Here is a 15,672-nt window from a genome sequence, read left to right on the forward strand (position 1 = left end):
ATGGATAAAAATGTTACAATTGTTAGAAGAAATGTTAGTACTATACTTAGAGATATTTTGCAACATAAAAAGCTTTTAAAAAAAGAGTTAGAGGAATCTAACGAAAAAGTAAAGGGTAAAAAAATTAATGTTGAAGATATGATAAAAGATGAGCATTTATACTTTAGAGGAGAAAGTAAATTCTATAATTATCGTGTTCCTACATTATATAGAAAAGAAAAATTGGTAAAAAACGGAAGTGAATATTATTATAGAACATTGTTAAATGAATTAGGAAAAGATGATTATGGCGAGAACACTTCTTTAGTTAGAATGATATCTGAATTACAACATTATGGGGCAGTAACTAGAATGTTAGATATTACTAAAAGCCCTTTGATTGCTCTTTATTTTGCTGTAGAAAAAGATGATAATGAACCGGGATATATTTATATTTATCATGCTTATCCAGAAACTGAAAAATTTGATACAGGCCATACAATCGCTATAAAATGTGCTTTAAATTTTATGAGTCAATCTTTAATTGATGATTTTATTTTAGCTTGTGAATCGCTTAAAGAGAATTTTAATAAATTGCGTAATATTTCTTTAGATGAATTTATGCAAATATCTGATATAGATGATAAAGTTAAAGAATCAGTTAAAAAATTTATGGAAATTCTAAACCAAAGAGCAAAGGTTCAGGAAAAGTTGATTTATCCAATAAGAATTTTTGAAGACTTGAGTAAGTCTCATTTAGTTCTTCCAGCTAAAACAACAGATAGAGTTAGACAACAACAAGGAGCTTTTATATTTCCTAAATATACTAATTCAAAAGGAAGTTTAGGAGAAATCCAAAAAGAAATAAGTAATTCTATTTCCGAACTTAATTTAGTTTTGAAAACTGAAAAGTATGATGAAAAAAATAAGGAAAGATATGAGATTAATTTTAATTGTATTAAAATTAATGGTGGAGATAAAAGGGCAATTAGGAATGAGCTAGAACAGTTAGGAATAACAAAAGGATTTATTTATCCAGATATTGAACATGTTTCAGAATCTCTACTTGAATAAAAATATTTTAAATATGGGTATATATTAACTGAATTTAATTATAAATCTTAGGTAAATAGAAATAGTAAAGTTGTTTTTACAAATAGTTGAATTTAACAGAAAATAAGGAGGTAAATATGAAAGCTATTATTTTTTATTATTCAAATAGTGGAAAAACTAAAAAAGTTGCAACAAAAATACAAGAAAGTCTTGGTTGTGATATGATAAGTATTGAACCTGAGGTTTCTTATGGTTCATATTTTAAGGCTATTGGAAGAGCAATGGATGAAAAGAAAAAGGACGTAACTGCAAAATATGTAGCTCCAGTAGTAGATATTTCCGATGTTGATGTTGTTTTAGTAGGCTATCCAATTTGGTTTAGTAAACCTCCAATGATTGTATTAGATTATTTAAAGAATTATAATTTAGATGGAAAAAAGGTGGTTCCGTTTTCAACATCTGGATCTAATAATGTTAAGTCAACTTTAAATACTCTTAAAGAATTTATTGGTAATGCAGAGATATATCTTCCATATAGCAAAGCTATAATATTTAAGACGAACTTTAACAAATGGATTGAAAAAGTTAAAGAATTATAGTATGTAGGATTTTGATACTTAAAATAAAAAAAAGCAGTCATTTAATTGAACTGGATTTAAAAATACAGAAATTATTAAAGGAATGTAATCCACAATTAATAGGAGATATTCCTTTTAAATTATTCTTAATTATTTGAGTTGGAAATGATTAAAACCAATTTGTTTTTTCATCCCTAAATTTTGGTATTTTTCCATTTTGATAAGGATTATAGTTGTTTCGATTACAGCCGAATTCTTTTAATTCTTTTATTTTATTGTCATCAGTCCATACAACAAGAGAAATTCCGTCAAAATCTTCGATACTTCCATTATTCATTTTATTCTTAAAATACCATTCTACAATAGTTTGATTACCTTTATGAAAAAATTGTTTAATTGTCCAATCTATTACAATTCCACGATTATTCCATTCATTAAACCATAATTTTACTGTTTCACGATTTTCATATTTGGGGCTCCAACTTTCTGTGTAAATAACATCTTCTGTAAAAATTTCATCTATTCCTAAATCTTTTTGTTTTATCCACATATCAAACCATAGTTGAATTATTTTTTCTTTTTTATTCATCATACACCACCATATAAGCAATTCTCAATCAATTAAACAAACACAATTAAAAGAATGTTTTTATCATTATAACACATTTACATATAGTTTTATAGTATTCATTTTTACTTATAAGAGTCATTATTTCCTATATATTTTCACAGAATAATTTTTCTATTATTTTTATATTTAAAAACTGACCTTCAAAAAATTGTTTTTAATTTTGAGGTCAGTTTTAATTTCTTTATGACTAATTATATTTTCTTGATTTTACAAAAATACAAATGGAAACTACTATACTTAAGATTACTACCAATATTGATGCTTTTTCAATAGAAGTTTGTGGTAGTTTGTTACCCATATTTTTTGTATTAGCTTTTGTATTAGTATCATTTCTAGAAATATTATTATTGCTGTTATTGTCTAAACCTGAGTTATTGCCTTCAGAAATTTTTTCCTTTGTTTTGTTATATTCAATGATATATTTTGAAAAGTGTGTCGTTTCAAATGATACAGTTTCTTTAGTTTGAGAAAATTTACATGAAGTTAATTCTCCGGATTCGGAAAGGTGATAAACGGCTTTAACATCATTAAATTTTTTATTTAAAATTACTTTAAACTTACCAGTCATATCAACTGTTTTATCATTCAAATTTTTAAACTGTATGTCAAAGGCGTTTGAAAAATTACTTTGTAGATTTTTTATATTGTCTGAATTTATTTTTTCAACACTCAGCTTCAGATTTGTAAATTTTGTTTCTCCTAACGAAACTACAGTTATGTCATATTCTTCGTTTCGGATTACTTTTTCTTTATAATCTTTACAAGCATCTTTTATTGCTTCAAACATGCCTTCTCTATGATATTTTGCTTTTTCAACTTTTAGGATATTACCAATTGAATCAACATTTCCAGACAAAATTTCTCTATAGTCTAATCCTTCGTAATCTGATAAAGTATCCAATGCTAACTTGTGATATCCTTCGTTATCCTCATCAACATTTTCCACTTCCGTACCATATTGATTTAAGGTTCCTTTTCCTATATTGTAGCTCATATCCAAAATATATAAAATTTTACCATTCTTGTCAAAATAAACATTAACACCTATATGATATGATGGTATAGGTAATGGACTATTTAATTTATGATGACCTTGTAACATAACAGTTTTTGATATTTCGCCTTCTCCATTTACCAAGTCTGTAAGAAATTTTAATTCTTTCTTAAGTCTTTTTAATTTTCTAGTATCCAATGCACTGTTATTATATGATTTTTCAGCATAATTAATTTTGTCTTCTAACAATTTTTTTGATTTTTCATTACCATTTGAAAGACTTTTTTTAGCTTTTTTTAATAAAATATCAATATCTGATCTATCAATTAAAAAATTAGTTTCAAAAATATATTTAAGCATTTCTCCTTCTCTTAAATTAGTTTTTTCTAAGAGAAGTTCTCCTTCTTTTTTTACATCCAAAAATAATTTTTTTGTTTTTTCTTGAAATTCATCTAATTTTAAAGAATCAATTCTTTCAATAGTTTTTTTTAGTTCAGTTCTATCTTTAGCCAAAGTATTTTTATTTACAATAAAATTATTTCCATCAGGAATTTTATTAATATTTCCACTGGTAATTTCAACTAAAACTTTTTTATATTCTAAATTTCCTGGATTTTCATCAAATGAATTAAAAGCTATTTTTTTTAGTGAATTTGAGAAAATAACTTCTTTTATTGAATTTTTCCTAAATGCTTCTTCTCTTATTTCTTCAATGCCATAAGGTAAATTAACTGAAGTGATTAAATTACCTGCAAATGCTTGAACTCCTATGATTTTTAAATTTGGAGTTTGAGTTAAATCAACTTTATCTATAGCATTTCCTAGAAATGCCATTTCTCCAATTTCTGAAAGTTTTTCTGAATTCATCAAAAGCATATTTATTTTATTGTTTCTAAATGCTGAAATTCCAATTTTCTCAACATTTTTAGGAATAAATACAAATTCTAAATTGTTTATATGAAAAGCTGCATCATCAATAAGTTTTAAATTGTCATTCAAATTTAGTGTACTTATTTTATTATTCATAAATGCACCTTTTCCGATTTCAGTTAAATTTTCACACTCTTGAACATCTAATTCTGTTATATAATTTGACTGAAAGGCAAAATTTCCAATTTTTTCTATGCTATTAGGTAAGGTTACACTTTCCAAGTCATATTTTTTTAGACTTTCATTTTTAAAATTAATGTTTCTAAAAGCATCATCTGCAATTTGTGTTAATTTTATTCCGTTATGTTCACTTGGAATTTTTAAATTTTTATTCTTTTTAACTTTCAAAAGACCTCTATTAGAAAATCCTTCAATTACATTTTTATTAATTTTAAAATCAGCATTTTCCCAAACTTTATAATTTATTTCAGGTTTTTTTACTTTTAAATCATCAGATGGATCTACATAAAAAGAAGCTCCGAATAATTTATTTGGATTATTTTTATGTTCAGTCCAAAGCGTAACTATATAGTTATATTCTTCATTTCCATAATTGCCGTTAAATGCATCTGATGCTATTTTTTTTATACTGTTTGGAATATTAATGCTTTCTATTCTATTATCTTCAAAAACTTTTTCTCCAAGTTCAGTAATTTTTTTACCTTTAAACTCAATATTTGAAATTTTATTGTTTTTAAAAGTTCTTTCTCCCAAACTTTCAAACTTTTCTGGTAGAATAAGATTCCCAGTAATTTGACTTTCCATAAATGCAGAGTCGCCTAAAGTTCTTAATTCACTTGGTAATTCCAAACTTTTGTCTAATGCTATATGTGCAAAGGCATAATCACTTATTCTTGTTATAGTAGATGCAAGTTTAAGTTCATTTAAACTCTCATTAAAATCAAAGGCATCTTGCCCGATGTATTTATATCCATCAGGAATAGTAACAGATTTAATAAGTGTATTGTTAAACGATTCTCCTATATTACGAATTTCATTTCCATCAACATCTTTATTATTTTTTTCGCCATTCTTACCTTCACGACCGATATAATCTTCAATTTCTTTCTTTTTATCTGGATGAAAAGCAAAACTTGCTACCTTTGTTATTTTTATACCGTTTTTCTCTGTAGGTAAAATTACTTTTCCATTCTTCTTAAGTTTTTCAGCACCTTTATTAGAAAAACCGTAAATAGTGTCATTTTCTATTATAAAATCGTCAATTGTCCAGTCATCATTTATACTGTTATCATTTGCAGTAGCAGTATGACTGTTTATTGACAAAAATTTTGGTATTAATAGAGAAAAGACAAATAAAAATACCATAAATATTTTTAAAATTCTTTTTGTTTTCATAAAACCTCCATATATTTTTACATTACGATAATGAATATCACAAAGAGAATATTATAATATTTTTGTAAAAAAGTCAATATATATGAGGTTAAAATTATTTAATTTATTAATATACAATGTGTTTATAGTAATTTAAATTTATTTTTTTTAAAATCTATGATTCCTTCTTTTTTTAATTTTCCAAGTTCTCTTGAAAGATTACTTCTGTCTAGTGCAAGGTAGTCTGCCATTTCATTTCTATTTAGATTTATTTCAAAGTTGCTATCTATTGATAGTAACTTTTTTTGAGTTGCAAGGTATTCTAAAATTTTTTCTCTAGTAGTTCTCTTTGATAGTATTTGTAATTTTTTATTTAAAATTAAATTTTTTGTAGATATTATATTTAAAAGATTATTTAAAATTTTTTGGTAATATAGAGATTTTGATAGACTTTTATATTCAATCCATACAATAGATGAATCTGTTAGAGAAATTACTTCATGGGGGATTTGAATTTCTAATGAAACCAAAGCCTCGGCAAAGGAATCTTCTTTTTCAAAAACATTTAAAATATTTCTATTTCCAAAGTAGTCGAAATTTGATAAAGCTATTTTTCCATTTGTAATTATTCCAAAATATTCTATTTTTGTATTTTCAGCGAGTATAATATCATTTTTTTTATAAATTTTTTCGTAAAAAGATACTACTGAAAATATTTCTATTATTTCGTCTATTGAAAAGTCCTTAAATATCGGACATTCTTTTATTATTTCAAAGTTATTCAAGTTGACCTCCTAAAATTTATTAACTATATTTTAGAACTTTTTTTTACATTTTTCAAGATATTTTGTTTATAATTTATGAAAAATTTTTATTGTGGTGAGAAGAAAGTGATAAAGTTTAAAGAAATTTGTTATACATTCTAAAAAACTTTGTAAAAAATATTGCAATAAATTTGAATAGGTGTTATAATACTTAAAACGAGATTACGTTTTTTAATTTTACATATTAATACAAATAGTTGAAAACAAAAATGGTAGGAGGTTTATTATGTTGGATGAAAAAATTTCTGTTGCAGTTATAAAACGTTTACCTAAGTATTATAGATATCTAGAACTTATTGGGGATAAGGGAATTATCAGAGTATCTTCTCAAGAACTAAGTAAAATTACTGGCTTGACTGCATCACAAATTAGACAAGATTTGAATCACTTTGGCGCATTTGGTCAACAAGGGTATGGATACAATGTAGAAGAGTTAAAAATTGAATTAGAAAAAATTATGGGGGTTGATAAACCTTATAATGTAGCTATTGTTGGTTTTGGTAATATTGGTAGTGCATTGTTAAACTATAGCGGTTTTAAAAAGAAAGGTTTTAAGGTTGTAGGAATTTTTGACAATTCACCAGAGATTATTGGAAGCAAACAAAATGATGTCGTTGTAAAAGATATCTCAGAATTAGAAGAAGTTGTTACTAGAGAAAAAGTTGATATTGCAATTTTAGCAATTCCTGCAATACCTGCACAAGAAATTACTGATAAATTAGTTGCTTGTGGGATAAAAGGAATTTGGAATTTTGCTCCAATTGATTTAAAATTACCAAGAAATGTTGTTCTTGAAAATGTTCATTTAGACGGAAGTCTTTTGACTCTTACATATTATATGAATAGCTTAAAAGATTATCCTGGTGTAAGATAAATCTATAGTATATCAAGGTGTATTTAAAAAACCTTGATTTTTTTTTGTTTTATGCTATAATTGGAATAAGTTTTATTAAAGGGTATAACTTTTTGCAGATAAATTGAGTTAAAAGTTATTACAATTTTTCAATATTGCTAAACTGTCTTATGAAAGGCTTAAGATATATGAATTATATTAATGGAATTTTAGAAAAATATGGCCTGAATATAGATGAACTTTTAATTTTAATAGTTTCATTTACTGTATTTTTACCATTTTATTTTTTAGTTTTTTCATTTAATGCTCTATTTTTTTATTTATTGGTTAGTGGAAAAATTATTCCTGTTTTAAAAGAAACTCCTTATGTTAAAAATATTTTGGTATTTACAGGGCTTATATTTTGTGTATCAATTATTAAACAAAATTTATATGGTATAGGAGTATCAATAATTATATTTGAATTTTCTATATTTTTTATGTATTATAGATCCGTTATTAATAGAAAGCTATTTTCAAGAATTATAAATTTATATATGATTGTTTCGATATTTTGTTTTATTTTAACGATTCTTTCAGTTTTATATAAAAAATTCAGTATGAATTTAAAAATGTATGAGTTTATTGAATATATGGCTCTACATAGACCGATTTCATCATTTTTCAATACGAATTATTATGCAACAATCTGTGAGTTTATAATTATAATTGCGATGTATTACTTTTTATCTAATAAAAATAAAAATAATAGATTGTATTTTTTGTGTGTAAGTACACTTGCATTTATCGTTTTATTTTTAACTGAAAACAGAACAGCTTTGCCGACAATACTAATTGCAACACTGGTGCTTTCCTTAACAAAAAACAATAAGAAGGTGTTTGCATTTTTGGGAGTATTTACTATTGTTATAGTTGTTCTTATGATATTTTCAAATAGAATTTTTCCTAGATATGAATTTATAGGGAATTCTTTAGGAACTAGAAAAATTATTTGGGAAAATGCAATAAAATTATTTAAAGATACTTTTTTATTTGGAAGTGGACCTATGGCTTATCAAAACACAAGTTGGGTTACACATCCAGCAAATCATGCCCATAATATTTTGCTTGACTTACTGATTAATTTTGGTATTATAGGAAATTTAATAATTCTTCCTCTTTTTATAGGAATATTTAAGAAAGTTTACAGCATAAGAAAAAGAAACTTGTTTAGACTAATTGTTTCTTTAACTGTTGTTGTAATTTTACATGGAATGTTGGATGTCACAATACTTTGGCATCAAACTGCTTATATTTATTTTAGTGTTTTACTAGCAGTTGGAAAGGTTAGTACTTTTGAATCCAAGTTCTTTTTCTAAAAGGGTGTTTTATGGTTATTTTAAGTGTTAACGGCTTAACGAAGTCGTTTTTGAATGAAAATATATTAGAAAATTTGACTTTTTCAATTTCTGATAGAGATAAAGTTGGAATTGTAGGAGATAATGGTAGTGGAAAAACTACACTATTTAATCTTTTGACTAAAGAATTATCCGTTGATAGTGGAGAAATAAATTTTGCAAAAAATGTAAATTTTTCTATATTAAGACAAAATATTTCTTATAAGAGTGATAATAATGTTTATGAGGAATGTTTAGAAGTTTTTAAAGATATTATACAACTTGAAAAAGAAATTAGAGAATTAGAAGTTGAAATGGGAAATCAAAATTTAAGTGAAGAAGAAATTCATAAACTTTTTGATATATATGAGAATAAAAGACATTATTTTGAAGAGAATAATGGATATTCGTATAATTCAAAAGTTAGAGGAGTTTTGCTTGGACTTGGCTTTTCAGAGGAGGACTTTTCTAAATCAGTTAATAATTTGAGTGGTGGACAAAAAAGTAGATTACATTTGGCAAAAATTTTACTTAAACCGTCAAATTTAATTTTATTGGATGAACCAACAAACCACTTAGATATAGAATCAATCCAGTTTTTGGAGTCTTATCTTAGGGAATATAAAGGAAGTTGTCTTATAATTTCTCATGATAGATATTTTTTAAATGCTGTTTGTAATAGGATTTTTTCAATAGAAAATAAGAAATTAAAAAGTTTTAATTGTGGTTATGATGAATATATTTCAAGACGTGAAAAAGACTTTGAGATTAATAGACATCTTTATGAAAAACAACAAAAAGAGATTTCTAGGCAGAAAGAAATTATTCAAAGATTTGAAAACTATGGAAATAATAGATTTATAAAGCAGGCTAGTTCAAGACGTAAGCTTCTTGATAAAATTGATTTGATTGAAAACCCTGAAATTTATAAAAATTCTATGAAATTAAAACTTGTTCCAGAAGTTGAATCTGGGAAAGATGTTTTGACAATTTCAGATTTATCAATGGGTTTTAATGACAAAATTTTATTAGATAATATAAATTTAAATATTTATAAGGGAGATAAGATTGGTCTTGTTGGAAAAAATGGAGTTGGTAAGACAACTTTATTTAAAATAATTTGTAATAATCTAGATGCTATAAAAGGAAGTTGTGATTTAGGTGCTAGGGTATCGGTAGGTTATTATGATCAGGAACAAAAAACTCTGAGTAATCAAAATTCTGTTATGGATGAATTTTGGGATGCATATCCAAAGATGAATAATTTTGAAGTTAGAAGTCATCTTGCAAAGTTTAATTTTTATGATGAAGATTTATTTAAGTCTGTTGGAGAATTAAGTGGTGGAGAAAGAGCAAGACTTGAGCTTTTAAAACTTATGTTATCCAAATCCAATTTTTTACTTTTAGATGAACCGACTAATCATTTAGATATTGAAAGTAAAGAAGTTTTGGAAAAGGCAATTGTAGATTATTCTGGAACTGTTCTTACCATTTCTCATGATAGGTATTTTTTAAATAAGGTTGTAAATAAAATTTGGTATTTGGAAGATGGGAAAATAACTGAGTTCTATGGAAATTATGATTATTTTTTAGAAAAGTTAAATGAAAAAGATGAAGTGGAAGAAAAGATAATTTCAAAAACTGAAATTGAGAAAGAGAAAAAGAAAAAAAGAGAAGTAGAAAGACAAGAAAGAGCAAAAAAACAAAAATTAAAGGAAATTGAAAATAAAATTTTTGAAATTGAAGAGAAAATTGAAATTTGTAACAAAGATATTCAAAATCCGGAAATTTTTAATGATAAAGATAAATTTTTAGAGATTAGTCAAGATTTATCTGAGTTGATAAAAGAAAAAGAAAATTTATATTTAGAATGGGAAAATTACTTGTAGGAGAATAGTATGAATAATGTTAATCCGTTAGAAAATGTTCAAAAGATTTTAAAGAAATCTTGTGAATTATTAAATTTAGATGATAGTTTATATGACCTTTTAAAAGAGCCTGAAAGAACTATAGAAATAAATATCCCTGTTAAGATGGATAATGGAAAAGTTAGAATTTTTAAAGGTTATCGTTCACAACATTGTGATGTTATGGGACCATATAAAGGTGGGATTAGATTTCATCCTAGTGTAAATGTTGATGAAGTTAAAGCTTTATCTATTTGGATGAGTTTAAAATGTTCTGCAACTCATCTTCCTTTTGGTGGAGGAAAAGGTGGGATAATTGTGGATGTAAATGAATTATCCGAAAATGAACTTGAAAGACTTTCAAGAGGATATGTAAAAGAATTGTATAAATATATTGGAGATAGATTTGATATTCCAGCTCCGGATGTAAATACTAATGAAAGAGTTATGGCTTGGATGTTAGATGAGTATATAAAATTAACTGGAAACAATACTCTTGCAACTTTTACAGGGAAAGCATTAGGTTTTGGTGGTTCTTATGGGAGAAAAGAAGCAACGGGAGTAGGAGTTGCTGTAATGACAAGAGAAGCTCTTAAAAAAATGGGGATAAATATAAGAGAATCACAAATTGCTATTCAAGGTTTTGGAAATGTAGGGTCTAATACAGCAAAACATTTAGAAAGAATGGGTGGAAATATTTTATCAATTTCAGAATATGATAAAGAAAAAGGCGTTTATACAATCTATAATAAAAATGGTTTTAATGTTTCAGAATTAATTGATCATTTTTCAAAAAATCATACATTATATGATTTTGAAGGTGCTAAACATATTTCTATTGATCAGTTCTATTCTTTAGATGTAGATGTAATTATTCCATGTGCTTTGGAAAATTCTATCACTGAAGAAGAGGCTCAAAAAATAAGAGCTAAATTAATTGTTGAAGGAGCGAACGGTCCAGTAAATTATCTAGCAGATAGAATTTTAATACAAAAAAATGTTGTAGTTATTCCAGATATTTTGGCAAATTCAGGTGGAGTTATTGCTTCATATTTCGAGTGGGTTCAAAATATATCCGGTATTGATATGACTGAAGATGATGTTTTGAATAAAGTAGAATATAAAATGTTGCTTGCATATAATGAAATAATAAAAATACAAAATCAATATGGTGTAACAATGAGACTTGCTTCTTATATTTATTCTGTTTTAAGACTTAACAAAATACTAAAGTTGAGATCAAGAATTTAATTTTTAAAATAATTTTGCTTTGGTACTTGACATTAATTAAAAAATATTCTATTATATTAGTGTAAGTCGGACAAAGATATAATTAAATAAATAAAAAATTTAGTAAATTGGTTTTTTTTTTCTCTATTTAGAGGTAAAAAGAAGACCAATTTTTTTATAGGAGGAAATTATGAGCAGAATTGAAGATTTTGGAAAATTTACTTTTAACAAAAGTGCAATGAAAAGAAAACTGCCATATCCGATATATTTAAAGTGGAAAAATGCAATTAGAAAGGAAGAATTGTTGGATAAAGACAGTGCTGATATAATTGCACATGCAATGAAAGAGTGGGCGATTGAAAAGGGCGCGACACATTATTGTCACTGGTTTCAACCATTGAATGGTAATACAGCAAAAAAACATGAGAGTTTCATAAGTAAATCAAATGAAAATTTGCCTATAGTTAGATTTTCAGGAGAAGAACTTTTAAAGAGTGAACCCGATGCTTCGTCTTTTCCAAATGGTGGAATGAGATCTACATTTGAAGCTAGAGGTTATACATATTGGGATTGTACTGCTAATGCTTTTATAATGGACAATATTTTATATATTCCTTCAATTTTTGTTTCCTTTGATGGAATAAGTTTGGATAAAAAAGCTCCTCTTTTAAAAAGTATGGACTTTTTATCAAAACAAGCTACAGCTTTATACAATTTATTTTCAGATGAAAAGATTTTTAGAGTTAGAATTAAAGTTGGTTTAGAGCAAGAGTTTTTTTTAATTGATAGGAAATTCTATGAACAGAGAGTTGACCTTATAAATACGGGAAGAACATTAATAGGTGAAATGCCACCAAAGGATCAAGAGATATTACAACATTATTTCGGTTCAATTCCGAAAAGAGTTATGAATTATTATAATAGTATTAATAAAAAATTAGAGGAATTAGGAATAAATTCAAAGACTGAACATAATGAGGTGGCTCCTGGGCAATTTGAAGTTGCAATTTTATATGATACGGTAAATGTTTCAGTAGATAACAATCAAATTGTCATGGAAGTTTTAAGAAATACGGCTTATGAGCATGATTTAGTTTGTTTATTACATGAAAAGCCTTTTAAAAATGTTAATGGAAGTGGTAAACATAATAATTGGTCTTTAGTTACAAATTATGGTAAAAATTTACTAAATTTACCAAAAGATGATAATGAAATAGATAGGTTAATTTTTGCAATTTTTATGGTTGCTACAGTTTCTGCCGTAAATAAATATTCTTCACTACTTAGGGTGTCATCTTCTAGTGTTAGAAATGATTTAAGGCTTGGTGGAGATGAAGCTCCGCCGTCAATAGTATCTGTATATTTAGGAAATGAAATTGAAAATGTCTTATACGATATTTTAGAAATGGAAGTTAAAAATTCTATTAAATTAAATGATTTTAATATCAGTAATTTGGAATTTGCACCTAGAGATACTGATGATAGAAATAGAACATCGCCATTTGCTTATACAGGTGGAAAATTTGAATTTAGAATGTTAGGATCAATGCAAAGTGCGGCAGATTGTAATATAATTTTAAATACAATTGTAGGATCAGAGCTTAAAAATATTTTGGAAAAAGTTGAGAATATTAAAGATAAGACTGAGAGAATTTCTGCTTGTAAAAATATTTTAAAAGAAATTTTTATTGAAAGTGAAAGAATTTTATTTTCTGGAGATAATTATTCAAAAGAATGGATTGAAGAGGCAGAAAAAAGAGGGTTAAAAAATAATAGAACATATTTAGACGCTTTGTTATATGCTAAAGAAAGTAAAGAATATGAAGTTCTTTTGAAAAATGATATTTTAAATGATTTAGAATTGGGTGCTGTTTATGATGTTTGTATTCAAGATATTAAAAATACTTATATGTTAGAGATGAAAACATTGGTTAATATGATTAATAAAGATGTTATTCCATCTTGTATAAAAGAACTTAACTTTGAAATGATTTTAAATGAGAAAATAAAAAATGCAAAGCTTAATGAAAGAGTAAACAAACTAAATAATTTACTTGAAGGATTATTTGTTAAACTTGAAGAATTTAAAGAGTTTGAAAAAACAGTTATAAGTAAAAAAGGAATTGATGGAGTAATTAGTTTACATAAATTCGTTCCAAAAAATTTGGAAGAAATTAGGAAAATCAGTGATGAAATTGAATCAAATGTTTCAAGAGAAAATTGGGATATACCAACTTATGAAGAAATGTTTAGAGTATTAAATTAGGAGGATATGATGAGTAAATTTATTTTCATTACAGGAGGAGTTGTTTCTGGAATAGGTAAAGGAATATGTGGAGCAAGTTTGGGAAGACTTTTAAAGGATAGAGGATTTAGTGTTTTTATGCAAAAATTTGATCCTTATATTAATGTTGACCCGGGTACTATGAGTCCTTATCAACATGGAGAAGTTTTTGTAACAAAAGATGGTGCAGAAACTGATTTGGATTTAGGACATTACGAAAGGTTTATTGATGAAGAACTTACTCAAAGAAGTAATGTTACTACAGGACGAATTTATAGTGAAGTAATTCAAAAAGAACGTAGAGGAGATTATAACGGTTCAACAGTTCAAGTTATTCCTCATATCACTGATAGAATTAAGGGATATGTTTATAAGGCTGCTGAAGAGAGTAAAGCTGATATAATAATAACTGAAATAGGAGGAACTGTAGGAGACATTGAATCACTTCCTTTTATTGAAGCGATTAGACAAATTCATGCTGAAAACAAAAAAGAAGATGTTTTATTTATTCATATTACATTAGTTCCAACAATACCGGGATCGGACGAATTAAAAACTAAGCCAACTCAACATTCTTTTAAAGAGCTTATGAGTCAAGGAATAAAGACAAATATAATTGTCGTTAGAAGTCCTGAGAAAATTTCTGATGAGATAAAAAATAAAATCAGTCTTTTCTGTGATGTTCCAAAGAGTGCAATTGTTCAATCTGAAAATGTTGATTTTATTTATGAAGTTCCTGTTAGATTACATGAACAAGGTTTAGATGATTATGTTTTACATAAACTTTGTCTGGAAGGAAAACCAATAATAAAGAATAATTGGAAAGAAATGGTTGATTCTTATCGAACAGTAAAAACAGAATTAGAAATTGGACTTGTTGGTAAGTATGTTCAACTTCATGATGCTTACCTTTCTGTTTCCCAGGCCTTAATAGACGCAGGATATAAAAATGCTCATAAGATTAATATTCGTTGGATAAATTCTGAAGAAGTTACTGCAGAAAATTCTAAAGAAGTATTTAAAGGACTTGATGGAATTATAGTTCCAGGCGGTTTTGGAGGCAGAGGAATTGAAGGAATGATTGCTACAAGCAAATATGCAAGAGAAAATAACATTCCTTATTTTGGTATATGTCTTGGAATGCAAATTGCAATTATAGATATTGCTAGAAATGTTGCAAATCTTGAAGGAGCAGATTCAACTGAAAAAGATGATACTACAAAATATCCTGTTATAGATTTGATGGAAAATCAATTTGATGTTGAAAATATAGGGGGAACTTTAAGACTTGGAAATTATGATTGTGAACTTTTAAAGAATACTAAAGCTAGAGAACTTTATAATTCTGAAATTATTCAAGAAAGACATAGACATAGATATGAATTTAATAATAAATTTAGAAAAGAGCTTGAAAAAGCAGGAGTTATTTTTTCAGGCATAAATCCTGAACTTGACTTGGTTGAAATTATCGAATACACTGGTAGCGATTATTTTGTAGCTTGTCAATTCCATCCGGAATTTAAATCAAGACCAAATAAAGTTCATCCGTTATTTGATGGATTTATAAAGGCATCTATAAAAAATAAAAATAAATAGTTAATATTAAATAAGAAACAGATTTATATTTGTTTCTTATTTTTTATGGAAATAAATTTTATAAAATGATATAATTTAGTAGGAAAATTATTAAATACAATT

Annotated in this window: 11 protein-coding genes; 8 read left to right on the forward strand and 3 right to left on the reverse strand. The window is 26.1% G+C overall.

The genetic code is table 11. The features are described 5' to 3' along the window. Together VJI95_RS06665 and VJI95_RS06670 are read left to right on the forward strand one after the other, a co-directional pair. Entirely contained in the window at window positions 1-1,053 is a 1,053-nt protein-coding gene (locus VJI95_RS06665; protein ID WP_324010768.1) for an FRG domain-containing protein, read from the forward strand. A 116-nt stretch (window positions 1,054-1,169) separates the two neighbouring features. Beyond that, window positions 1,170-1,631, forward strand: coding sequence for a flavodoxin (locus VJI95_RS06670; protein ID WP_324010769.1), 462 nt, complete (start codon window positions 1,170-1,172; stop codon window positions 1,629-1,631). A gap of 148 nt (window positions 1,632-1,779) precedes the next feature. Here VJI95_RS06670 and VJI95_RS06675 read toward each other — a convergent pair whose 3' ends face one another. From VJI95_RS06675 to VJI95_RS06685, 3 genes are all read right to left on the reverse strand, one after another. Then, window positions 1,780-2,199: a nuclear transport factor 2 family protein gene (locus VJI95_RS06675; RefSeq protein ID WP_324010770.1), complete on the reverse strand. Its 420-nt coding sequence runs from the start codon at window positions 2,197-2,199 to the stop codon at window positions 1,780-1,782. A gap of 229 nt (window positions 2,200-2,428) precedes the next feature. Further along, window positions 2,429-5,521: a leucine-rich repeat domain-containing protein gene (locus tag VJI95_RS06680; protein WP_324010771.1), complete on the reverse strand. Its 3,093-nt coding sequence runs from the start codon at window positions 5,519-5,521 to the stop codon at window positions 2,429-2,431. 122 nt (window positions 5,522-5,643) lie between these two features. After that, window positions 5,644-6,285, reverse strand: a complete 642-nt coding sequence (locus tag VJI95_RS06685; protein WP_324010772.1) for a Crp/Fnr family transcriptional regulator — start codon at window positions 6,283-6,285, stop codon at window positions 5,644-5,646. A 265-nt stretch (window positions 6,286-6,550) separates the two neighbouring features. Between VJI95_RS06685 and VJI95_RS06690 the strand changes: the two genes are divergently transcribed. The 6 genes from VJI95_RS06690 (at window position 6,551) to VJI95_RS06715 (ending at window position 15,570) form a co-directional block, all read left to right on the forward strand. Beyond that, window positions 6,551-7,198 (forward strand): redox-sensing transcriptional repressor Rex, encoded by a 648-nt coding sequence (locus VJI95_RS06690; protein WP_323998501.1) that lies wholly within the window; start codon window positions 6,551-6,553, stop codon window positions 7,196-7,198. A 167-nt stretch (window positions 7,199-7,365) separates the two neighbouring features. Continuing rightward, window positions 7,366-8,535 carry an O-antigen ligase family protein gene (locus VJI95_RS06695; RefSeq protein WP_324010773.1) on the forward strand — a complete coding sequence of 390 codons (1,170 nt, stop codon included), beginning with the start codon at window positions 7,366-7,368 and terminating at the stop codon, window positions 8,533-8,535. An 11-nt stretch (window positions 8,536-8,546) separates the two neighbouring features. Further along, window positions 8,547-10,442 (forward strand): ABC-F family ATP-binding cassette domain-containing protein, encoded by a 1,896-nt coding sequence (locus tag VJI95_RS06700; protein ID WP_324010774.1) that lies wholly within the window; start codon window positions 8,547-8,549, stop codon window positions 10,440-10,442. Window positions 10,443-10,451: 9 nt separating this feature from the next. Then, window positions 10,452-11,711: a Glu/Leu/Phe/Val family dehydrogenase gene (locus tag VJI95_RS06705; protein ID WP_324010776.1), complete on the forward strand. Its 1,260-nt coding sequence runs from the start codon at window positions 10,452-10,454 to the stop codon at window positions 11,709-11,711. 169 nt (window positions 11,712-11,880) lie between these two features. Beyond that, on the forward strand, window positions 11,881-13,956 hold the full coding sequence (locus VJI95_RS06710; RefSeq protein ID WP_324010778.1) for a glutamine synthetase III: 2,076 nt from the start codon (window positions 11,881-11,883) through the stop codon (window positions 13,954-13,956). Window positions 13,957-13,965: 9 nt separating this feature from the next. Then, window positions 13,966-15,570, forward strand: a complete 1,605-nt coding sequence (locus VJI95_RS06715; RefSeq protein ID WP_324010780.1) for a CTP synthase — start codon at window positions 13,966-13,968, stop codon at window positions 15,568-15,570. Window positions 15,571-15,672: the final 102 nt, after the last annotated feature.

This window comes from Parvimonas sp. C2, assembly GCF_035282405.1.
In the GTDB taxonomy this organism is placed as follows: Bacteria; Bacillota; Clostridia; order Tissierellales; family Peptoniphilaceae; genus Parvimonas.

What these genes read in the sequence shown, in the direction of transcription:
- VJI95_RS06700 (WP_324010774.1), top strand. Translation starts at nt 8,547, where the DNA reads ATGGTTATTTTAAGTGTTAACGGCTTAACGAAGTCGTTTTTGAATGAA.
- VJI95_RS06675 (WP_324010770.1), bottom strand. Translation starts at nt 2,199, where the DNA reads ATGAATAAAAAAGAAAAAATAATTCAACTATGGTTTGATATGTGGATA.
- VJI95_RS06665 (WP_324010768.1), top strand. Translation starts at nt 1, where the DNA reads ATGGATAAAAATGTTACAATTGTTAGAAGAAATGTTAGTACTATACTT.
- VJI95_RS06690 (WP_323998501.1), top strand. Translation starts at nt 6,551, where the DNA reads ATGTTGGATGAAAAAATTTCTGTTGCAGTTATAAAACGTTTACCTAAG.
- VJI95_RS06705 (WP_324010776.1), top strand. Translation starts at nt 10,452, where the DNA reads ATGAATAATGTTAATCCGTTAGAAAATGTTCAAAAGATTTTAAAGAAA.
- VJI95_RS06680 (WP_324010771.1), bottom strand. Translation starts at nt 5,521, where the DNA reads ATGAAAACAAAAAGAATTTTAAAAATATTTATGGTATTTTTATTTGTC.
- VJI95_RS06710 (WP_324010778.1), top strand. Translation starts at nt 11,881, where the DNA reads ATGAGCAGAATTGAAGATTTTGGAAAATTTACTTTTAACAAAAGTGCA.
- VJI95_RS06670 (WP_324010769.1), top strand. Translation starts at nt 1,170, where the DNA reads ATGAAAGCTATTATTTTTTATTATTCAAATAGTGGAAAAACTAAAAAA.
- VJI95_RS06715 (WP_324010780.1), top strand. Translation starts at nt 13,966, where the DNA reads ATGAGTAAATTTATTTTCATTACAGGAGGAGTTGTTTCTGGAATAGGT.
- VJI95_RS06695 (WP_324010773.1), top strand. Translation starts at nt 7,366, where the DNA reads ATGAATTATATTAATGGAATTTTAGAAAAATATGGCCTGAATATAGAT.